At 60.6% G+C, this 21552-nt stretch carries 21 protein-coding genes, 1 tRNA gene and 1 other RNA gene; 1 reads left to right on the top strand and 22 read right to left on the bottom strand.

All coding sequences use genetic code 11. The features are described 5' to 3' along the window. Position 1: 1 nt before the first annotated feature. From GSVR_RS03015 to queF, 22 genes are all read right to left on the bottom strand, one after another. Positions 2 to 931, bottom strand: coding sequence for a D-alanine--D-alanine ligase (locus tag GSVR_RS03015; RefSeq protein ID WP_173198271.1), 930 nt, complete (start codon positions 929 to 931; stop codon positions 2 to 4). A gap of 34 nt (positions 932 to 965) precedes the next feature. Next, on the bottom strand, positions 966 to 2342 hold the full coding sequence (gene murC / locus GSVR_RS03010) for a UDP-N-acetylmuramate--L-alanine ligase (protein WP_173198273.1): 1377 nt from the start codon (positions 2340 to 2342) through the stop codon (positions 966 to 968). A 77-nt stretch (positions 2343 to 2419) separates the two neighbouring features. Next, positions 2420 to 3529: an undecaprenyldiphospho-muramoylpentapeptide beta-N-acetylglucosaminyltransferase gene (gene murG / locus GSVR_RS03005; protein ID WP_173198275.1), complete on the bottom strand. Its 1110-nt coding sequence runs from the start codon at positions 3527 to 3529 to the stop codon at positions 2420 to 2422. A gap of 31 nt (positions 3530 to 3560) precedes the next feature. Next, entirely contained in the window at positions 3561 to 4694 is a 1134-nt protein-coding gene (gene ftsW / locus GSVR_RS03000; protein ID WP_173198277.1) for a putative lipid II flippase FtsW, read from the bottom strand. 28 nt (positions 4695 to 4722) lie between these two features. Further along, a complete protein-coding gene (gene murD, locus GSVR_RS02995) occupies positions 4723 to 6063 on the bottom strand; it encodes a UDP-N-acetylmuramoyl-L-alanine--D-glutamate ligase (RefSeq protein WP_173198279.1) in 1341 nt (446 codons plus the stop codon). Positions 6064 to 6100: 37 nt separating this feature from the next. Further along, complete coding sequence (gene mraY, locus GSVR_RS02990) at positions 6101 to 7177, bottom strand: phospho-N-acetylmuramoyl-pentapeptide-transferase (RefSeq protein WP_173198281.1); 1077 nt, start codon at positions 7175 to 7177, stop codon at positions 6101 to 6103. Positions 7178 to 7218: 41 nt separating this feature from the next. Further along, the gene (gene murF / locus GSVR_RS02985) at positions 7219 to 8595 is read right to left on the bottom strand and encodes a UDP-N-acetylmuramoyl-tripeptide--D-alanyl-D-alanine ligase (RefSeq protein WP_173198283.1); all 1377 of its coding nucleotides are present in this window, start codon (positions 8593 to 8595) and stop codon (positions 7219 to 7221) included. Continuing rightward, positions 8595 to 10118: a UDP-N-acetylmuramoyl-L-alanyl-D-glutamate--2,6-diaminopimelate ligase gene (locus GSVR_RS02980; protein WP_173198285.1), complete on the bottom strand. Its 1524-nt coding sequence runs from the start codon at positions 10116 to 10118 to the stop codon at positions 8595 to 8597. Before GSVR_RS02980 ends, murF begins: the two co-directional genes overlap by 1 nt. 200 nt (positions 10119 to 10318) lie before the next feature. Further along, positions 10319 to 12307, bottom strand: a complete 1989-nt coding sequence (locus GSVR_RS02975) for a penicillin-binding protein (protein WP_173198287.1) — start codon at positions 12305 to 12307, stop codon at positions 10319 to 10321. Next, the gene (ftsL, locus tag GSVR_RS02970) at positions 12304 to 12645 is read right to left on the bottom strand and encodes a cell division protein FtsL (protein ID WP_173198289.1); all 342 of its coding nucleotides are present in this window, start codon (positions 12643 to 12645) and stop codon (positions 12304 to 12306) included. The genes GSVR_RS02975 and ftsL overlap by 4 nt, the downstream gene beginning before the upstream one ends. A gap of 88 nt (positions 12646 to 12733) precedes the next feature. Further along, positions 12734 to 13678, bottom strand: a complete 945-nt coding sequence (gene rsmH, locus GSVR_RS02965) for a 16S rRNA (cytosine(1402)-N(4))-methyltransferase RsmH (RefSeq protein WP_255569658.1) — start codon at positions 13676 to 13678, stop codon at positions 12734 to 12736. Beyond that, positions 13678 to 14160, bottom strand: coding sequence for a division/cell wall cluster transcriptional repressor MraZ (gene mraZ, locus GSVR_RS02960; RefSeq protein WP_173198291.1), 483 nt, complete (start codon positions 14158 to 14160; stop codon positions 13678 to 13680). Before mraZ ends, rsmH begins: the two co-directional genes overlap by 1 nt. 178 nt (positions 14161 to 14338) lie before the next feature. Further along, on the bottom strand, positions 14339 to 14692 hold the full coding sequence (locus GSVR_RS02955) for a hypothetical protein (protein WP_173198293.1): 354 nt from the start codon (positions 14690 to 14692) through the stop codon (positions 14339 to 14341). Continuing rightward, the gene (locus tag GSVR_RS02950) at positions 14679 to 15251 is read right to left on the bottom strand and encodes a hypothetical protein (RefSeq protein WP_173198295.1); all 573 of its coding nucleotides are present in this window, start codon (positions 15249 to 15251) and stop codon (positions 14679 to 14681) included. The genes GSVR_RS02955 and GSVR_RS02950 overlap by 14 nt, the downstream gene beginning before the upstream one ends. Positions 15252 to 15274: 23 nt before the next feature. Further along, positions 15275 to 15636: RNase P RNA component class A (gene rnpB / locus GSVR_RS02945), an RNA gene on the bottom strand. 89 nt (positions 15637 to 15725) lie between these two features. Next, entirely contained in the window at positions 15726 to 16442 is a 717-nt protein-coding gene (locus GSVR_RS02940) for a zinc ribbon domain-containing protein (RefSeq protein ID WP_173198297.1), read from the bottom strand. A gap of 197 nt (positions 16443 to 16639) precedes the next feature. Further along, on the bottom strand, positions 16640 to 17761 hold the full coding sequence (locus GSVR_RS02935) for a Nif3-like dinuclear metal center hexameric protein (RefSeq protein WP_173198306.1): 1122 nt from the start codon (positions 17759 to 17761) through the stop codon (positions 16640 to 16642). Between the two features lie 113 nt (positions 17762 to 17874). Beyond that, positions 17875 to 17951, bottom strand: a tRNA-Ile gene (locus GSVR_RS02930). Positions 17952 to 18066: 115 nt separating this feature from the next. Beyond that, a complete protein-coding gene (locus GSVR_RS02925; RefSeq protein ID WP_173198314.1) occupies positions 18067 to 18852 on the bottom strand; it encodes a PilZ domain-containing protein in 786 nt (261 codons plus the stop codon). A gap of 214 nt (positions 18853 to 19066) precedes the next feature. Then, positions 19067 to 19369: a hypothetical protein gene (locus GSVR_RS02920; protein WP_173198317.1), complete on the bottom strand. Its 303-nt coding sequence runs from the start codon at positions 19367 to 19369 to the stop codon at positions 19067 to 19069. A gap of 326 nt (positions 19370 to 19695) precedes the next feature. Continuing rightward, a complete protein-coding gene (locus GSVR_RS02915) occupies positions 19696 to 20259 on the bottom strand; it encodes an elongation factor P (RefSeq protein WP_173198319.1) in 564 nt (187 codons plus the stop codon). 131 nt (positions 20260 to 20390) lie between these two features. Further along, entirely contained in the window at positions 20391 to 20825 is a 435-nt protein-coding gene (gene queF / locus GSVR_RS02910; protein WP_173198321.1) for a preQ(1) synthase, read from the bottom strand. Between the two features lie 232 nt (positions 20826 to 21057). Here queF and GSVR_RS02905 point away from each other — a divergent pair, with 232 nt between their 5' ends. After that, positions 21058 to 21534, top strand: a complete 477-nt coding sequence (locus GSVR_RS02905; protein ID WP_173198323.1) for a MaoC family dehydratase — start codon at positions 21058 to 21060, stop codon at positions 21532 to 21534. The last annotated feature ends 18 nt before the right edge of the window (positions 21535 to 21552 follow it).

The raw sequence follows: 21552 nt of genomic DNA, 5'->3' as shown, positions 1-21552 counted from the left end.
TTCAGTTCACCTTTGTGGCAAGTGCCGCCGATTCCAGTATCCGCTCCACCAACTCTCCGAAGGAGAGGCCAACACCTTTGGTTGCAATTTCCGGCAGCAGGCTCAGGGCCGTCATGCCGGGCAGAGTGTTGACTTCCAGCACGTAAGACTCACCCGTCGGGGTCACCAGCAGATCGACGCGGCTGTATCCGCGGCACCCCAGGGCGCGGTGGGCAGCCAGCCCGACCTGCAGCGCCTTCTCGTACAGCGGCGCTTCCAGCCTGGCAGGGAAAATGTGCTCGGCCATGCCGTCCTGATATTTTGCTTCGAAATCGTAGAATTCATTTTTGGGAACGATCTCGATGGCGCCGATGGGGCGGTCGTCCAGAATGCCCACCTGCACCTCCTGCCCTTTGATGTACTGCTCGACCAGGATTTCGTCATCGTAGCGAAAGGCCAGCTCCAGGGCCGTTGCCAGCTCCGGTTCGGTCTTGACGATCGAAACCCCCACCGAGGAGCCCTCCTGCACCGGTTTGACAACCAGCGGCAGTCCGAAGGGAAGCGAGCCAAGGCGGACCTCTTCGCCGCGCCTCACGCGGTGAAAGGGGGCGGTCAAAATCCCGGCAGCGGCAAAGGCCTGCTTGCTGTAGAGCTTGTGCATGGCCAGCGCGCTGGCCAGCACACCGGACCCGGTATAGGGTATCTGCAGCAGCTCCAACAGCCCTTGCACACAGCCATCCTCGCCATAGCGGCCATGCAGAGCGATGAAGGCCGCCTGAATGCCCTCGCGGCGCAACACCTCGGGCAGGTCCCGCCCCATGTCGATCGCCACCGCATCGTATCCGCGATCCAGCAGTGCCTGATGCACGGCCTTCCCGCTCTGCAGGGAGACCTCCCGCTCGGCCGACAGGCCACCCATCAGTACGCCGATTCTCTTTGATTTCATGGTCATTGTCCTTCCCCGAACTGTTGGCAGCCGTGCGTCTCTAGCCAGCCAGGATCTTCAGCAGACTCTCTCCGACCTGCCAGAGGTTGCCGGCCCCTAGGGTCAGCACGATGTCACCCGGTTTGGCCACCCCTTCCAGGTAGCGGGGCAGTTCTTCGCGGTCCGCCACGTAGGTGACATCACGCTGGCCATGCTTTTTGATGGCATTTGCCAGCGTCTCGGACGACACCCCCTCGATCGGCTGTTCGCTGGCCGCATAAATATCGGTCAGCACCAGCGCATCGGCATCGTAGAAGCACTTCACGAACTCGTCGAACAGCTCCTTGGTGCGCGTGTAACGGTGGGGCTGGAAGACCACGATCAGCCGCCGCTCCGGCCAGCCCCCCTTGGCTGCCGCCAGAGTGGCCCTGATCTCGGCCGGATGATGACCGTAATCGTCCACCACCATGATGTCGTTGATTTCCCCTTTGACCTGAAAGCGCCGCCCCACGCCGCCGAAACGGGCAAAGCCCTCCTGGATCAGATTGAACGGCACATCCAGCTCCATTGCCACGGCAATGCAGGCCAGGGCGTTCAGCACGTTATGGGCACCGGGCATGGTGTAGCTGACCTCCCCCATGCGGTAGCCCTTGTAGTGGGCCACAAAGGTGCTGCGGCCCCCCTCCAGCTTGATGTGGGTAGCGCGGATGTCGGCCTGGGACGAGAGCCCGTAGGTGACGAAGCGTTTCTTGACCCGGGGGATGATGTCGGCCACGTTGCGGTCATCCAGGCAGAGAACCGCCAGACCGTAAAAGGGGATCTTGTTGATGAAATCGACGAAGATGTCTTTGATCTGGGCGATTCCGCCGGTGTAGAAGTCGAGATGGTCGGCGTCGATGTTGGTGACCACGGCTATGGTCGGCGACAGTTTCAGGAAGGAACCGTCCGACTCGTCCGCCTCGGCCACCAGGAATTTGCCCTGCCCCAGCACCGCATTGGTGCCCAGGGTGTTGAGCTTGCCGCCGATCACGATGGTCGGGTCAATGCCGCCGTGGGTCAGAATGGTGGCCACCATGGAAGTGGTGGTGGTCTTGCCGTGGGTGCCGGCAATGGCGATGCCGTACTTCATGCGCATCAGCTCGGCCAGCATCTCGGCCCGCGGTATCACCGGAATCATCCGATCCCGCGCCTCCAGCACCTCGGGGTTGTCTTCCTGCACCGCCGTGGAGGTCACCACCACATCCACGTTGGTCAGGTTCTGGCGCGCGTGGCCAATGTAGATCTCCCCGCCGATAGCAGCCAGCCGCTCGGTGGTGTCGGACTGCCGCAGGTCGGAGCCGGAAACCTGGTATCCCAGGTTCAGCAGCACCTCGGCGATGCCGCTCATGCCGATGCCGCCGATACCGACGAAATGTATTTTCTCTATTTTACCGTACATGGGGTGTGCTCCCTTTGGTCGCTGGTTCGCTACGCTCACAGGTTGAGGTTAAGATTGAGGTTGAGAAATTTTAAACCTCAATCTCTACCTGTACCTGTTTTCTCCCTGTATTTCTCCATTTCGTCCACAATCACCCGTGCCGCATCCAGGCGGGCCAAGGCAAAGGCGGCTTGCCCCGTATGCTGCAGGGTTTCCGGGGCGTCCATCAACTCCCGGATCGTCTCGGCCAGCCGTTCTCCGCTCAGCTCCTGTTCCAGCAACATGAAGCCGGCCCCCTTTTTGAGCAGGGCCTCGGCGTTGCGGCGCTGATGGTCGTCCACCGCATGGGGGAAGGGAATGAAAACCGCGGGGCGACCGCAGGCGGTCAATTCCGCGATGGTGGTTGCCCCGGCCCGGCAGATTACCAGGTCGGCCCGTTGATAGGCCGAGGCCATGTCATGGATGAAGGGGGTTACCGAAGCCTCGAATCCCGCTTTGCGGTAGGCCTCGCCGACCTCGCCGGCCTCCTTCTCACCGGTCTGATGCGTGATCTCGATCCGGTCGGCACGATCTCCCAGAAAGGGGAGCGCCGCTGTCATGGCCTGATTGATGGCGCGTGCTCCCTGGCTGCCGCCGAATACCAGCAGCCGGAATCGCCCGTCACCACCGGTCTGTTCCGAGGTCAACTGCCCGGCCTGATCCAAAATCTGGCGCCGCAACGGATTGCCGCTCAGCATCGTGTTGCGCTCGGGAAAATAGCGGGCAGATTCCTCCAGGGTGATGAAGACCCGATCAGCCACCCGTGCCAGCAGTTTGTTGGTCATGCCGGGAATCGCATTCTGCTCGTGAATGAAACGCGGGATCTGCATCCCCCGGCTGGCCAGCACCATTGGCAGCGAGGCATAGCCCCCCACCCCCAGCACCAGATCGGGACGGAACTCCTTGAGGATCGAACGCGACTGGGAGTAGCCGTACAGCATCATCAGCGTCCCTTTAAGCTTGCTGAGGCTCCCCTTGCCGCGAATGCCGGCGGCCGAGATCAGCTCCAGCCGATAGCCGGCAGCCGGTACGGCCCGGACCTCGATGCCGCGCTCGGTGCCCACGAACAGCACCTGGTTGGCGGGATCGCGGGACAGAAATTCCTCGGCCACGGCAATGCCGGGAAACAGATGTCCTCCCGTGCCGCCGCCGGCAATGATTAGCCTCATATCAATCCACCTTTGAGAATAGGTGCCATTGTCATTTCACATCCTTGATGCCGATGGGGGAGATCTTCAGCCCCGAGGAAATGTTGAGCAGGATGCCGACCGCAAACAGGCTGATCAGCAGGGAACTGCCGCCGTAACTGATGAACGGCAGCGCCAACCCCTTGGTGGGGAGCAGGCCGGTCACGACCCCCATGTTGACCGTGGCCTCGATGCCGAACAACACGGCGATGCCCAAGGCCAGAAAGCGACCGAAGGTATCCGGCGCAGCCACGGCAATCCGCATGGAACGCTGTACCAGCAGAAAGAACATGCCGATGATCACCGCAACTCCCAGGAATCCCAGCTCCTCGCCCACCACCGAGAGGATGAAATCGGTGTGCGCTTCGGGCAGGTAGAACAGCTTCTGCTTCCCCTCACCCAGCCCCTGTCCGAATACGCCACCGGTGCCGAGGGCCAGCCAGGACTGGATGATCTGGAAGCCCTTGCCGGCCGGGTCGCTCCAGGGATCAAGGTAGGCGTCGATGCGTCCCTTGTGGTAACCGCGACTGAGCTTGATGGCCAGAAGCGGCAATGCCAGCAGGAACATGGAGAGGATATAGGTCAAACGGGTACCGGCAGCGAACAGCATGGTAACCGCTACCGCCGCCAGGGTCAGCGCCCCACCCAGGTCGGGCTGCAGCACCAGGAAGACGATCAGGAACATCAGCACGATCATGTAGGGGATAAACCCCGAGGTCAGCGATTTGACCTTGTCCTGTTTCTTGTCCAGGGAATAGGCCATATACATGATCAGGGCAAGCTTGGCCATCTCGGATGGCTGCAGGTTGAAACCGGGCAGCTTGATCCAGCGCGACGAGCCCCCGGCCTTGCCGCCGATGCCCGGTATCAGCACCATCCCCAGCAGCACCAGGCAAATCAACAGCGCCGGCACGGCCAGTTTCTTCCAGAGATGGTAATCGACCCGCATCACGATCAGCATGATGGTGAACCCGACCAGAGCAAACAGTCCCTGGCGTTTCAGAAAAAAGAAGCCGTCGTGGAAGCGCTTGTCTGCCATGATGTTCGAGGCGGAGTAGACCATTACCACCCCGAAACAGGTCAGGGCGATCGCCATCAGCATGATGATCAGATCATACTCCTCCAGTTTTTTGAGCATCAGTTTCATGGCATCCCGAGCAACAATTCATGGTCTTTTACAGCGCGTTCACCGCTGCAATGAAGCGCTGGGCGCGCTCCTCGTAATCTTTGAACATATCGAAACTGGAACAGGCAGGAGACATCAGCACCGTGCCCCCCGCTTGCGTGACCCGTGCTGCCAGCGCGACCGCATCCTCCAGAGTGGCGGCCCTGAGCGTATCGGTAAGGTGACCCAGTTCGGCCTGCATCCGGTCGGTAGCCTCGCCGATCAGCACCAGGTGGCGCACCCGTTCCTGCACCAGGGCTGCCAGGGGTGCATAGGAGCCCCCTTTGTCCTTGCCGCCGGCAATCAGGGTGATGTTATCGAAGCTCTCCAGCGCCTTCTGCACGCTGCCGACATTGGTGGCCTTGCTGTCCTCGTAGTAGCCGACTCCGTTGACTTCCCGCACGAACTCCATGCGGTGATGCAGTGATTCGAAGCAGAGCACGGTCTCGAAAGCCTCGTCAGCGCGGCAGCCCAGAAGCAGCGCACATGCCAGGGCCGCCATGATGTTTTCCCGGTTATGGACCCCCTGCAGCCGGATAGCGGCGATGGGAAAGCACTCCTCATGTCCATCGTGACGGTAGGTTATCACGCCGTCGCGGTAGAAGATGCCCTCCTCCAGCTCCTGGGTACGGCTGAAGGGGAACAGCCGCGCCTTGAGGTGCTGGGCATGTTGCCAGACCAGCGGGTCGTCGCGGTTGACCACGGCAAAGTCTTCGGCGGTCTGGTTCTCGAAGATGCGCAGTTTGGCATCGATATAGGCCTGGTAGCTGGGATAACGGTCCAGATGGTCTTCGCTCAGGTTGAGCAGCGCCGCCACGGCAGGCCGGAAGGTTCTGATCCACTCCAGTTGGAAGGAGCTGATTTCGGCCACGACCTGGTCCACCATCTGACGGGATTCCACCAGCTCGATCAGCGGATTGCCGATGTTACCCCCCACAAAGGTGTGATAACCGTTGTGCTTGAAGATCGCCCCCAGCAGGGTGGTGGTGGTGGTCTTGCCGTTGGTGCCGGTGATGGCCGCCAGCGGAACATCGATGAAACGTCCGGCCAGCTCGATCTCGCTGACGATCTCGACCCCTGCGGCTGTGGCTGCAGCCAGCAGCGGGTGATCCTGCGGAACGCCGGGCGAAACCACGATTAGGTCGCTGGAGGTAAAGTCGGCCTGGTCGTGGCGCCCCAGCACCATACGGACCTTATACGCCGCCAGCTCGGCCAGTTGGCCCGTCAGCGCCGTTTCATCGCGCATATCGGTCACGGTCACCCGGGCTCCCTTTTTCGCCAGGAAACGCGCACAGGCCACGCCGGTTTTTGCCAGGCCGACCACCAGTATGTTCTTATCTTTCAGTTCCATATGAAAACCTGTGTCTCTGCGCCCCCGTGGCGGATTTTTAACGCATCTTCAGTGTCGAAATCGCCACCAGGGCCAGGATGATGGTGATGATCCAGAAACGCACGATGATCTTGGGCTCGGCCACCCCCTTCAGCTCGAAGTGGTGATGGATCGGCGCCATGCGGAATATGCGCTTGCCGCGGTACTTGTAGGAGCCGACCTGGAAGATGACCGACAGCGCTTCGACTACGAATACCCCCCCCACGATCACCAGCAGGATCTCCTGCTTGGTCAGGACCGCGATCGCCCCCAGCGCCCCCCCCAGGGAGAGCGAGCCCACATCTCCCATGAAGACCTCGGCCGGGTAGGAGTTGTACCACAGGAACCCGAGACCGGCCCCCACCATGGCGCCGCACAGCACCGCCAGTTCACCGGCCCCCGGTACGCGTGGCACCTGCAGATAGGCTGACAGGGTGGCGTGGCCGGCGATGTACGAGAACAGCATGTAGGTGGCGGCATTGATCGCCACCGGGCCGATTGCCAGACCGTCCAGACCATCGGTCAGGTTAACGGCATTGCTGGCCCCCACGATTACCAGGGTCGCAAACGGAATGAACCAGATCCATAGATCGGGATGGAAATTCTTGAAGAACGGGAAGAAAAGCTGCTCGCTGAATCCCGGCTTGACGTACAGGTATATCGCCACCGATCCGGCCAGGAGCACCTGCCAGAACATCTTCTGACGCGGCGAGAGCCCCTTGGGGTTTTTCTCCACCACCTTTTTGTAGTCGTCGACGAACCCGATCAGGCCGTAGCCGACGGTGATGAGCAGCGCCAGCCAGACATACAGATTCTTGAGGTCTGCCCACAGCAGGGTCGGAATCACGATCGCCGCCAGGATCATCACCCCCCCCATGGTCGGGGTACCCTGCTTCTGCAGGTGCGATTCGGGACCGTCGGTACGGATCACCTGGCGGGCCTGCAGGCTTTCCAGCTTGCGAATGATCCAGGGCCCCAGTACGAAGCAGACCACCAGCGCCGTGATCATCGCGTAGATGGTGCGGAAGGTCAGGTACTTGAATATGTTGAAGAGCTTTACGTTGGAAGCCAGCGGATAGAAAATATGGTAAAGCATGTTTTTCCCCGATTCATGTTGGGACGATACTCGTACCGCCCCTACCGGTTGATGTCCCGGATTCCTTCGGCCACCCGCTCCATCCGCATGCCGCGCGAGCCCTTGACCAGTATGAAGTCTCCCTCTGCGGCGCGCAGACGGATATCAGCGATGATCTCCTCATGATTTGCGGCACGGACGATATCTGCGGCCGGCATGCCTGCGGAGGACGCCCCTTCGGCACTATGCCGCGTCAAATCTCCCAGCAGATAGAGCCGGTCCGCCACACGTGCGGCCTGGATGCCCGCCTGGCGATGGAGTTCCGCCTCGTCACCCCCCAGCTCCAGCATGTCCCCCAGGGCTACGAAGGCCCGGCGACTGCCTTTCAGTCCGGCCAGGGTGTTCAGCGCCGCCTCGGTCGATGCGGGATTGGCGTTGTAACTGTCGTCGATCAGGACCAGCCCTCCCACCTCTTCCAAACGGAAGCGCTTGTCATACGGCCGGAACCGCTCCAGGCCGCTCACGATCAGTTCCGGCGAAACTCCGGCGGCCAGCGAGGCGGCAGCCGCGGCCAGCGCATTGCTGACGGCGTGGCCGCCAAAGGCATGCAGCACAACCGGATAAACCGCCTGTTCGATATGGAGCAGGAAACGCTGGCCCACGATGCCCAGGGGCTCGATTTCCGTGGCATGCACCTGGCTGCCTGAACCGAAAACCAGACGCCGCACTCCGGCGGGCGACGGCTGTACTGCAATGAGCGGATCGTCGCCATTGACCACGGCGCAGCCGTCGTGCGGCAATCGCAGCAGCAGCTCACCCTTGGCGCGGGCCACGTTCTCCACGCTCCCCATGCTCTCCAGATGGGCGGGAAAGGCATTCAGCACGATGCCGATCTGCGGTCCGGCGATCTCGGCCAGGCGATCGATCTCCCCCGGCTCACTCATGCCCATCTCCAGCACTGCCCAGCGATGCCCCGTTTCCAGCCGGAACAGCATCTGCGGCAGGCCGATCAGGTTGTTGAGGTTGCCTTGGGTCTTGAGTCCGGACCCGGTCTGCTCGAGAATTGCAGCCAGCATCTCTTTGGTGGTGGTCTTGCCGTTGCTGCCGGTCACGCCGATCACGGTGAGCGCGAAGCGGCGCCGGAACGCGGCAGCCAGGTCTCCCAGGGCCTTCAGCGTGTCGGGAACCGCGATGATGGTCCGGCCCTCCTCACCTGAACGGGCGAGCGAATGGCCGCTCTCGGCCAGCGTCACGGTTACACCGCGGCCGAACACCTCCGGGAGAAAATCATGCCCGTCGAAACGCTCCCCTTTGAGCGGAACGAACAGGGCCCCCGGCTGAACACTGCGCGAGTCGGTGGACACGGCCGCCACCTCCCGCTCTCGGTTGCCATGAATGACGCCTCCGGTGGCGGCGGCTATTTCGGCAACGGTGAACATCAGGGTAGCAGCTCCGCAAAGGCCTGCCGCGCCTCTTCGCGATCGTCGAAATGGTGCTTGGTGCGGCCGATGATCTGGTAGTCCTCATGCCCCTTGCCTGCCAGGAGCACGATGTCCCCCGGGCGGGCCAGGCGCACTGCCAGCCGGATCGCCTCGCGCCGGTTTTCCAGCATGGTGAAGCCCTTTTCCACGCCGCCGGCATCGATCTGATCGGGGCTGAACTCGCACAATCTCAACGGAACGATGCCGGCCCTGACCTGATCCAGAATGGCGAAGGGATCCTCGGTGCGGGGGTTGTCGGAGGTGACGATGGCAATGTCGCTCATCCGGGCTGCAATGCTGCCCATGATCGGGCGCTTGCCCGGATCGCGGTCGCCGCCGCAGCCGAAAACGGTGATGATGCGTCCGGTTTTCAACTCCTGCAGGGTTGACAGCACATTTTCCAGGGCATCCCCGGTATGGGCATAATCCACCAGCAGTGTGACGCCGTGACTGTTGTCGACCCGCTCCATCCGCCCCGGAACCGTGGCATGCTGCTCGATGCCGGTTTTGATCGCTTCCAGCGGCAGGTCAAGTGCGATACCGGCAGCTGCAGCCGCCAGAATATTGGAAAGATTGAACTTGCCCAGCAAACGTGACTCAAAGGGAATTTCCCCTGCGGGAGTGACCAGCGTTCCGCTGATGCCGCTGACGGAGGAGGTGACATTGGCTGCCCGTACATCCCCTGCGAAGTCGACACCATAGGTGATGACCGGACAGACGGCAGCCGCTGCCACCCGGGCACCATATTCGTCGTCCATATTGACCGCTGCCCGGCGCTGCGGCTTGACCGGCGCCGTACGGAGCAGTTCCCTGAACAGGCGCAGCTTGGAGTCCAGGTAGCTCTCCATGGTCTTGTGGTAGTCCAGATGGTCGCGGGTCAGGTTGGTGAAGACCCCCACGTCGAAGTGGCAACCATCCACCCGCTTCTGTTCAAGCGCATGGGAGGAGACCTCCATCACAAAGGCCCGAGCGCCGGCATTGTCCAGCGTTCTGAAAGCGGCCTGCAGCTCGGTCGATTCCGGCGTGGTGTGGGATGCTTCGATGCTGGTATCCCCGAAACGGTAGCTGATGGTTCCCAGCACGGCAGGAGGGAGGCCCGCGGCCGTCAGAATACCTTCCAGAAGATAGGTGGTCGTGGTCTTGCCGTTGGTCCCGGTGATGCCGACCAGCGGCAGCCCGGCAGTCGGATTGCCGTAGAACTCGGCCGATATGGCGGCCATGGCCGCGCGTCCGTCCGGCACCCGCACCCACGGAATCGTTGCCGGTGCAAAGGAGGGATCCTCCAGCACCACTGCCGCGGCACCCGCCTCCACAGCCGCAGCGACATAATTATGGCCGTCGAAGCTGGTTCCCCGCAGTGCAAAGAAGAGCGATCCCGGAGCCACGCCGCGGGAATCGCAGGTAACGCCGCTGATCTCCGGAACGCCTTGTCCGTGGAGTTCGCAATCGGCAAGCGGGCTGAGCAGTTGAGAGAGAGTCATACGATCTACCGCCCTTGATGTAAAGTAGTGGTGTAACAGCTTCGATTTCATTATCCCACAATCGGGGGATGCGATGTTACGTCTCAATCGCCAAAGAAGGGAGTCAGCAGGCGATCGCTTTGTTCGTTTCAGGCAACAATTCCGCCTGTTGCAATTCGCAAAAATGGCACAACCCGCCGACGGCAGGCAGGTTGTGATCATTACGCTGAGGGGGTGAATTTAATCCAGACCTCGTCGCCACCCCTGATGGTCTGCCCCGGCATCGGGTTTTGCTCCGTTGCCCGGCCGCTGCCCATCAGCCTGATGTTTATCTTTCGTTTTTCCATCACCTGCAGCACCGTGCGCATGCTCATACCCCGGAAATCAGGCATGACCACCGCACCGGCGCCCGGCTCTTCCATGGCACCCCCTTCGATCATTGCATCCTGCGGCGGGGGGGGTGCGGTCTTTTGTTGTGCTGCCTTGGCCTCCATTACCCTGGGCTTGTCTGCCGCTCCGGGCGGTACGATCTTCAGATAGGCCAGCGAGTTCAGAGCTATTTCGTGAAAGGCCGGGGCAGCCACGACACCGCCATAGGGGCTGGTCTTCGGCTCATCCACCACCACCAGGATGGTCAGCTTGGGCTTGTCGGCCGGGATGAACCCTATAAACGAAGCAGTACGCTTGGTAGCCGAATAGCCGCGGGTCACGGGATCGACCTTCTGGGCCGTACCGGTCTTGCCGGCCACGCGAAAGCCTTCAACAGCAGCGTTGAGCCCGGTTCCACCATCGATGGTGACCCCCTCCATCATTTTGGTCACCTGCGCAGCCGTTTCGGGAGAGATCACCCGGCGCACGATCTGTGGCTCGATTTTTCGAACCTCCTGGCCGCTGTCGTCCAGGATACGCTCGACCACGTAGGGTTTCATCAGATTGCCGCCGTTCGCCACTGCCGATACCGCCGCTGCGAGCTGGATAGCCGAGGCTGACACCCCCTGCCCAAAGGAGATGGTGGCAAGGTCGACACCGTACCAGCGGCGCTTGTCGCGCAGGTTGCCCGGCGATTCTCCCGGCAGATCGATGCCGGAACGCTCGCCGAAACCGAAGTTCCGCAGGTATTGGAAGAGCCGTTCGTCCCCCAGCTTGAATCCGATCTTGGCTGCCCCGATATTGCTCGAATACTTGAGGATCTCCGCCACCGTCAGACGCGCATAGCTGTGGGTGTCATGGATGGTACGATCAGCGACGCGATAACTGCCGTTCTCGCAGTTAAGTACATCCCCTGGCTTGATGAGCCGTTCTTCCATGGCTGCTGCCAGCAGAAATATCTTGAAGGTCGATCCCGGCTCGAAGCTGTCGGCCACGATCCGGTTGCGCAGAAAGGCCTGCGGATAATGCGAAAAGGCATTGGGGTTGAATGCCGGGTAATTGGCCATCGCCAGAATTCTGCCGGTATCGGATTCCATCACCAGCGCCATGCCGTTCTTGCCCTGGCTGGTGGTAACCGCCTTGGCCAGCTCTTTCTCGGCAATGTGCTGGATGGTCATGTCCAGCGTCAGGATCAGGTTTTTGCCGGGCGACGAATTCTTGACCAGCACATTTTTCAGGGCAATATTGCGTCCCAGGGCGTCGCGCTCGGTTACAATATAGCCGGTATTGCCGAGAATGACGGAATCGTACTTGCGCTCCACCCCTTCCAGGCCGACCGGGTCAAGACCGGTGAACCCGATCACATGCGCTGCCACTTCCAGATTGGGATAGAAACGTTTTGTTTCGGGAGCGAAGCCGATGCCCCGCAACTTGAGGTTCTTGATCCGGACAGCCTGCTCCGGGGTCAACCTGCGTTCCAGCCAAACAAAATTCCTGTTCCCGTTCAGCTTCCTGAGAAGCTCCTGCTGGGTGGTACCCAGGAAAGGGGCCAATACGGCTGCCGTGCCTTCAAGATCTTGAATATTGCGGGGCTCGGCGTAGCAGGAATCCATCTCGACCGATACTGCCAGATTGTTGCCGTTGCGGTCCATGATGGTGCCGCGCGCCGGTGTCAGCGGGACAACGCGTTGGTGCTGCCGGTCCGCTTTCTTGACCATCTCCTCGTGTTGCAGGATCTGCAACCTGAAGGCCTGGACCGTCACTGCCAGGAACAACAGGCCAAAGCACGTCCCGATAATGATTATCCGGGTGCGGGCCCATTTTTCCCGGTCTTCCTTCATTTTACGAAAACGACCTGCTGCTCGCTCGGCAGTGCCATGCCCAGCTCTCCCTTGGCAATGGTCTCGATGCGTCCCGGAGTTCTCAGGGAAGCAGCCTCAAGCTTGAGGCGCTTCTGTTCCTGCTGGCTCTCCTTGAGCTGCCTGCTCGACTCTGCAATCTGCAGGTTCAGGTCGATCAGCTTGAAACGCGACCAGACATGAAACACCGAAACGATCGTGAAGAGAATCATGCAGATCATCAGGAACCTGAAGATGTCCATGCGGTGGGACAAAAACTCCACTCCGGTGATGTGCCGTGGAGCGGCGACCTTGCCGTAATCGGTCCTGGCGTGTGCCATGCTGTTTTTTCCTCCTGAAAAATACCCTGCCCGGTACTGCTTCGCCATGATGCCTGCGGCTCACGGCGTCAATTCATTTCAACCGCCCTCAGCTCTGCAGGCGTTCAACCACCCGCAGCTTGGCGCTGCGCGCGCGCGGATTGTGCTGCACCTCCCGGTCGGTGGCAAGCACCGGCCGGCCGGTAAGGATGCGCACCTTGGGCTGATGACCGCAGACGCACACCGGCAGGTGACGCGGACAGATGCAGCCGGTGGCAAACTCCCTGAAGATATGCTTGACGATCCGGTCCTCCAGTGAGTGGAAGGAGATCACCACCCCCCGCCCCCCCGGCTTGAGATGATCGAGTGCGGCACGCAGGCCCTGCTCCAGACTGTCGAGCTCATGATTGACGGCGATCCGCAGCCCCTGAAAGGTGCGGGTGGCCGGGTGGATACGCTCGTCCCACTTGGCCTTCGGCACGGCGCCCTTTACGATGTCGACCAGGTGCAGGGTGCTCCTGATCGGCGATTCGGCACGGGCCTTTACGATGAAGGCGGCAATTCGTTTGGCCCACCGTTCTTCGCCGTATTCACTGATGATCCGCTCCAGCTCCCGCTCCGGCAGCGAATTGACCAGATCGGCCGCGGTTTCGCCCTGGCTGGCATCCATGCGCATGTCCAACGGTGCGTCCTGCTGAAAGCTGAATCCGCGCTGGCCGCTGTCCAGTTGATGCGATGACACCCCCAGGTCGAGCACAAAACCGTCCAGCCCGGAGATGCCGAGCCCGGCCAGGTGGTCGGCCAGACGGGCGAAATCTCCATGGACCAGCCGGATACCGCTGCCAAATCCCGCCAGACGCCGTCCAGCAGCCTCCAGCGCCTCCCGGTCGCGATCGATGCCGATCAGCATGCCGCCACCCTGAACGCACTGTTCCGCGATCATGGCGGCGTGGCCGGCACCACCCAGCGTTCCGTCCAGGTAGATGCCGCCCGGCCGGGGCTCCAGGAATCGGAGCACCTCCTCCGGCATTACTGACAGGTGCCGGAACTCCACTAGAGCCCCAACTCCGCCAGCGCCTGGGTATCCACCGGGAAATCCTTGGCAGACTGGGCAAATACTTTATCCCACTCCGCCAGGCTCCATATTTCTAGTTTGCCAAGAGAACCGACAAATACAATGTCCCGATCAAGGGCTGCGCTCTTGCGCAGATGCGGCGGAACCAGGAAGCGGCCCAGCTTGTCCGCCGAACGTTCCTCGGCGGGGGCCACACTCCAGCGCTTGACCGCCTCCAGTTGGGCCGAGGTGAATCCCAGTCCGGCTCCGGCCCTGATCTTGTCTTCCAAAGCCAGCCATTCGCTATACGGGTAGATCACGAGACCGGAACAGGCCGCCCCTTCGCCCACCTTCACCGGAATGGCGTTGGTGATGAAAAAACGCTCGTCGCCGAAGCTCTCCACCAGCACGTCGCGGAACTTGGCCGGCAGGCTGGTGCGCCCCTTTGCGTCGATGGTTGTCTCGAAAATCCCTCGGAACATGGCTCTCTCTTGGCACTTTATACCACAAACATCCACTTTTTTCCACTTTGCGGGAAAATATAGCGGCGGTCAAGGTGTGTGTCAAGATAAAAAGTTCTGTATCTACGAGGGTTTTTTCCCACAAAAAAACCTCCCCCGTTTCCGGGGGAGGTTGGCATCTTCCAGCCAGGACACTGATCTATTTTTTGCGCCGGTCGGCGAGCGAAACCACCTTCGCTCCACCACCCGCCTGCCTTTTGGGTTCAACCTGCTCCGGGGTCACCTGTTCCTGCTCTTCAAGCTGCTCCCGCACGTTGTCAACCGGTGCGACCACCGGCTCCATCCTGATCGGAGTCCCCCCCATGGTGAAGTCCGCCCCTTCCAGCTGAAACTCGTCAAGGGTCCAGGTAAACACCTGCAGCGGAAAGGTAAAGACCAGCAGACGCACCTGCCACCAGCCCTGCCTGACATCCGGGCTGATATCTTCGATGCGGGCGTAGAAGCCCGGCTTGTTATCCACGTGAACCAGTACGACATCATTAATGGTTGCCATTGATGCATCCTTTATCAAGAGGGATTTCAGATTCTACGATTTGACCGGCGGTTTCGGCGGCCCCGTAATCCAGCAGGACCGGCCTCCCCAGGCGGCGGCCGGTCAAACGCTCAGCCCGGGCGATCTGTTCTCTCAATTCCCCTTCAAGGGTAGCGGCCGACCGGCAGGCGTCGTCCCCCATGCGCTCTTCGATCGGATCGCAATTGAAGATCACGCAGGTCAACGGCCTGAAACGGGGGGGCATCAGGCACCCTTCGTCCCCGCCATAGGGGCAGAACGGAAAATTGTCGAAATTCGCAATGGGATCGATGGAATTCAGCCTGAATGCCAGCAGGTCCAGAATGGTTACGTGGTACTTGCCGTACCGGCAGCAACTGCCGCCGCAGGTCCGGCATATTTCCGCACTTCCTGCAGCAAGCCCGAGCCGGAGCGATTCCTCCTTGAGCAGCATGATCCGGCCTATCAGTTCTCCCAACTGGGTTCTGCACTCTTCGCTCAGGCCCCGGTGCCAGTCGTCGATTGCCCGAAGTGCCCGCTGCCATGTCTGCTGGTCATCCACATCGCGTCCTGAAAAAAATAATTGGCTGAAGCAGTCCGTAAGCCGGGTTCTGTTTCCGGGTCGGGTTACCCCTTCCCGGACGATGGCCATTCATCTGGGTCTGCCGTTACCGGCAGCCTCGAGCGACCAACCCGGAGGCACGGGCGGGCCACCCTTGACGCCTCCCTATTAGGTCTTGCTCCTGATGGGGTTTACCTGGCATCCGCCGTCACCGACGGACCCGGTGAGCTCTTACCTCACCCTTTCACCCTTACCTGCCTGGGCAGGCGGACTTCTCTCTGTGGCACTTTCCCTGGGGTCACCCCCGCTGGACGTTATCCAGCATCATGCCCTGTGGAGCCCGGACTTTCCTCCTCCTGACGGAGGCGACCATCTGGACTACTTCAACCAAACCGTGCTCGCTGCGCTCACAGGTTAAGATTAAGGTTGAGGTCCAGGGGGTGCCCAACCTCAATTTTAACCTCAACCTGTTTTTTACTGCTGCGGTTGCTGCTTCAAAATCAGCACCCGCTGGCAGTGCGGGCAGCTGATCATCTCGTCACCGCGGAACAGGCTGTTGTACAGCTGAGGGGGCAGGTTCATGTTGCAGCCCAGGCAGTAGCCGTCGCGAGCCACGGCCACGGCCTGTCCCCGGCGCTGCTCGCGCAGGCTGTCATAACGCTTGACGAGACTGGCGGGCAGTTCTCCGGCGATGGCCTGGCGGCGCTCGGTATCGGCATCGAGATCATGCTGAAGGGCGTCGATCTCGGCCTGCTTTTCTTCCCGGCGCTGGGTCGAATTCTGTTCCAGCTCGGACAGGTTGTCGGCCTTGACACCGATCTCCCCTTTCAACTCTTCGACCAGCGCCAGCTTCTGCAGGATCTGCTCCTCCAGCTCGGTCGTCAGCTTGCGGGCAGCGGTGATTTCCCGCCCGACCGCCTGAAATTCCTTGTTGGTCTTGATCTCTTTCATGTTGGTCTCGGAACGGCGGATGTTTTCCTGTTCCGTTGCCAGACTGGTGTCAAGCTCCGCTTTCTCCTGCTCCAGTGCGGCGACCCGCGACTGCAGGTCCGACAGGGCCGCGCGGGCATCGCCAAGCCCCTGTTCGATGGCGTTCATCTCGCCGTACAGTCCGCTCTGAGTGTTTTTCAGGATGTCGATCCGAACATCGATCTCCTGCAGTTGCTCCAGCATCTCAAGTCTCTTTTTCAAATCTGCTTCCTCCGATACCTATGGTTTGAAACACGACGTCGTGTCCGGTTATTCCTGAATCCGCAGTTCTTCCTGCCCCATTGTCATCGCCTCCGTGGCATGGAACGCTTCCGCGGGAAGCGTGTTGAAACAGTGCGTACGTGGCGGCATTGCGACCGCTCTCTTTCAGGCTCTCCGGCACCGACTGTGCCGCAGATTCAGCAATACCTGAACGGATCAGTTTCGCAGCGGCACGGTACGATTTCGCACCCCATATAGCCCGCTTCGGAGAGCATCCGGGCCAGCCGATCGGCTACGGCATCCACCATGATGATCTCGGTGGCAAAATGGCCGGCATCGATCAGGGCGATCCCCTGAGCCTCTGCGTCGCGGGCTTCATGATATTTGACATCCCCGGTTACCAGGACATCCGCACCGCCCCTCACCGCAGCCTGCATCACGGAGGCGCCGCTGCCGCTGCACAGGGCAACCTTGCTCACCACTGCCTCGGGAGAGCCCACATACCGCAGGGCCGGTGCTCCCAGCTTCTGCGCAACGCGGGCGGCAAAAGCGGACAGGGTGGTCGATTCGGGCAGCACGCCTATCCGCCCCAGACCAAGCCTGCGCCCCTCGTTGAGGAGAGGATAGACATCAAAGGCCGGCTCTTCGTAAGGGTGCGCCGACAAAAGCGCCTTGACGGCGCGCGGCATGGCTGTCCGGTCGATCAGTACTTCCAGGCGGCTCTCCGCCACCCGCTCCTGTTCTCCGACAGCGCCGATGAACGGTGTGGCGCCACTCAGCGGCGTAAAGGTTCCCTCACCCGCAGCCGCAAAGGAGCAGTCGCGATAGGCGCCCAGCTGCTGGGCATACGGAAAGAGTGCCGTGCGCAGTTGGTCGAGATGCCCCTCGGGCACGAACACCACCAGCTTGACCAGTTCCTGCCCGGCAGTTGCCTGGAGCACGGAGCGGACCGGCAGGCCGAGCCGTTCCGCCAGCACGTCGTTCAGGCCCCCGTCGTCTATGTCGTAATTGGTGTGCATGCTGAAGATGGCCAGCCCCCCCCTGATGGCGGTGTGGACCAATCGTCCCTGGGTGGTGGCGGTGGAGATGACCTTCTGAGGTTTAAAAAGCAGGGGGTGGTGGGTGACGAGCAACTGACAACCGGCGGAGAGGGCGTCGTCGACAACGGCCTGAGTGGCATCCAGCGCAACCATGATGCGCGAGACCTCCATGCCGGCATCGCCTACCTGCAGTCCTGAATTATCCCACGATTCAGACAGGCCAGGCGGAGCAATTTTACCAATAATTCCAGCTATGTCAGAGAGTCTTGCGATTTTCATTCGGCCAAATAAAAAGAGTGCAACCGGTTGGTGTGCACTCTTGTGAGATTGGTGAGGGGATTCGTCCCGCTTGTAATATTGCCGGCATCCGGCGCGTCTTCCTCGATATGAAGTGGTGGGCCCACCAGGACTCGAACCTGGGACCAACCGGTTATGAGCCGGTGGCTCTAGCCAACTGAGCTATAGGCCCGTCTGAATGAATAATACTAAAGAATCGGGCCCGCCTTGTCAAGGAAACTTTGGCGGCAGGTCACGAGTATGTTACAGGCAGCGCTGGCGCCGCAGCGGGGCTTCCGCGAAAAACCTTACTTGCGGGGATCTTCGAAGGTCATTCTGTCCAGCAGCTCCCAGTTCGTCCGAAGGGGGGAAACATCCATTCCCTGTTGTTTCTGTACGGCCTGGACATGATTTCTGAGGCGCTCCTGATCGGCTTTGAGGATCTGCACGAAGCGGTAACCGCACTTCCGCACATTCTCTTCCAGGCGATTCCAGACCACCTCCGCCACAACGCACACCGGCTGCCGGCCATCGTTCAGGTCGAGCAAAAACAGTCCGAGGGGGGACAGTGCTTCCTTTGGATCGTGATTGAGACGTACACCGCCGGCACTCAGGTTTATCCCGGTTCTCTGAAGCTTGACGCCGGGTGGCATCCCCTGTGTGCCGAGATAGGCCGTGATACGCCGGAACTCCTTGCGATACACCGCCAGCGAAGCGTCTCTGCGAATCTGGAACAGATTTACCGTGGTATCGACACGCGGAGTCTGGCGGCGTTGGTACATCTCCATGTTGCCGCGCAACTGGAGATGGAATACATTGCCGGCCGTTACTTTGACAAGATCGGCCATCATCTGTATCCCGCCACCCATCGATTCGCTGGTAAGTTTATAGGTAATCCGGGGGATGCCGTCGTGGCCAGGCAGTTCCTGTTCCGTGGGATACGGAATCTGCAGCACGATGGTGTTGCCGCTGCGGTCAATAATGACGCCGCTGAGGGATTCGAAATGCTCCCGATCCCGCTCTTCCGATATATTGATCAGGTACGCTCTCTGCTTGAGAGCAAAATACCTGCTGTAATCGGCATGCGATTTCATCAATGAGACCTCGGCCAGGGTACTTCAGACATGACGGACGTACTAGGACCGATTAGGTTAGCGCAATTCCCCCCGAAACGCCAGTCAGAAACAGGTGCCGCAGCCCCCTGCATGGGACGGGGAACCCCTGGAAGACCGGAGCAGGAATCGTTCGCTTCCCCGCCAGGCGGCACCCGGGGCGGACCGGTTTCCCTGGAACCCAGCTTCCGGACCACTACTGCACATCATTTGCAGACGAGGGATCATCCCCGGCGTAGCGGTCGATGTAGATCTGCTTGTCCATCCGGTCCAGTCCGTAGGAGGCCAGCCGCAGCCCCATCATCAACAGGACGCAGGCTCCGATTGCCAGGGGAAAACCGCAGACCAGCCCCACGCTGCCGAGCGTGAGATAGAGCACTCCCAGCACCAGGCAGCGTCTTTGCCTGTCAAACCCCTTGCGTGTGACGGAAAAACAGTAGAGCTGATAACACCCCATCAATACCATCAGTAGCAGGACGCACTCAAAACTCTTCACCATTGGCTCACCTTTCAGCCGGACGCGGATATGTGCATGCAGGTTTCAGGGGAAAACGATTGAAGCAGGCGGGGAGCACCAGGCCCATATGCCTTGTTCCCGGATGAGCAGTTGGAGCCGGATCGGTTCAACTGCGCCGGAACTTATTCTGCAGCAGTCTCTACGGGGGATGTGGCAGGCAAGGCCGGATGTCCTTAGGAAGTATACAGAAGAACGGGGAAGCGGCAAGAAACCGGAAAAAAAGGGAGCCCTGAAGGTGAAACGGGGAGAAGGGGCAGAACCGGGTCCAGCCGACAGGCCGGACCCGGTCAAAGCAGCGGAAAATCAGGTCAAGCGCGGGAAATGAAGCGGCCGTCGCGGGTGTCGATCTTGACCTTTTCGCCTGATTCGAGATACGGGGGAACCTTGACCTTCAGGCCGGTTTCCAGAATAGCCTCTTTGGTTTCGGCCGTGGCAGTGGCGTTTTTGAGGGCCGGAGCGGTCTCGGCAACAGTCAGTTCCACCGTCATCGGCAGCTCGACGTTGACCATGCGCCCTTCGAAAATGCCGAGCACCACCTCGGTCCCCTCCAGCAGGTAAGGGGACAGCGCTTCAAACTCCCCCTCCTCCATCTCGAACTGCTCGTAGGTTTCCAGATCCATGAAAACGCCGCGGCCGCCGTCCGCATACAGGAACTGCCCCTTATGGCGCTCGAAGTCGGCCTCGTCGACCTTGTCGCCGGAGCGGAAGGTCTTTTCCAGTACCTGGCCGGTGATCAGGTTGCGGTACTTCGTCTTGACCATGGTATTGGCGCCGCGGGCGGTGGGAGACTGGACCGTGACGTCCAGAATCAGGCAGGGGGCATTTTCCTGCTGTATGACCAGCCCCTTTTTAAAATCCGATGTGGTGAACATGCGAACTCCTTTAACGAGAGAGAATTTTTAATTTGCCACGGAGACACTGAGACAAAACTTACCCATCTCTCTTTAGAAATGTTTTCGGTTTTCTCTGTGCCTCAGTGTCTCTGTGGCAGGTTTCAGAGGATTCAGGACTTTTTGCGGTACTCGGCCATGGGCCAGAAGGGGATGCCGCCGCGAGGAGTGAATTCGCCCCGCACGGTCAGCCAGACCGGAGCGAGCAGCGCCACCAGGTCGTTGCAGATGCGGTTGACGCTGGCCTCGTGGAACTCGCCGTGCATGCGGAAGGAGCCCAGGTAGAGCTTGAGGCTCTTGCTCTCCACGCAGAGTTGATCGGGCTGGTAATCGATAACGATCCTGGCGAAGTCGGGCTGGCCGGTCATCGGACAGAGACAGGTGAACTCGGGACATTCGATATGCAGCGTGCCGACCGCTCCGGCCGGATTCTGTCCGGGCTGTGCGAAGGGGCTGGGAAACGCCTCCAGGAGCGCCGCGTCGGGCTGATCGTAACGATAGCTGGTTGTCCCGGAACCGAGTGATTTCAGATTGGTGTGCAACGTCATACTACATCTCCTTGTGGTCGATCGAGGAATCTGCGATATCATAGCACGGAATCGCTTGGCAATGTTTTTTTGCTTCCGGAACCGCCGCCCCGCCCTGCTTGAGCGTAGGGATAAGCTGTGGCGGTCCGCGGTACAGCCGTTAGTTTCATCAGGCGGTTCCATGCCGAGGGCTGCGGCCAACACCGTGCGCCTGACAGAACATAGGGCGATTGCCCCCGAGAAAGGATAGATCATGTCGCCAACGGACCACCTGATAGCACTCTACCGGCCTTTAATCGGCAGCGAAATCCACTGCGGTCCCTGGCTGCAGATCGACCAGCAGCGCATCGACCGGTTTGCCGAGGCCACGGGCGATCACCAGTGGATCCACACCGATCCGCAGCGTGCCCGGCTGGAATCCCCCTACGCCACCACCATCGCCCACGGTTACCTCACCCTGTCGCTCTTGCCGTTTCTGACCGAAAGCAATGCCCCAGGCTTCTTCGAGCGCACCTATCCCGGCATGCGCCTGCGAATCAACTATGGCCTCGACCGGCTGCGCTTTCCGGCGCCCGTGCGGGCAGGCGCGCGCATTCGTGCCCGTACGCTGCTCAGGCAGATCGAGCGGGCCGGAGAAGGGGTGCAGTTCGGCTATCTGCTAACAGTGGAGATCGAGGGGGAGGATAAGCCGGCCTGCGTGGCAGAATCTCTGGTGAGGGTCTATCCGTAACCGGCAGATGGCCGGCAC

Source organism: Geobacter sp. SVR, from assembly GCF_016865365.1.
Classification (GTDB): domain Bacteria; phylum Desulfobacterota; class Desulfuromonadia; order Geobacterales; family Pseudopelobacteraceae; genus Pelotalea.
The sequence above is the reverse complement of the archived record's forward strand: the minus strand, read 5'-3'. Positions and strand labels throughout refer to the sequence as shown.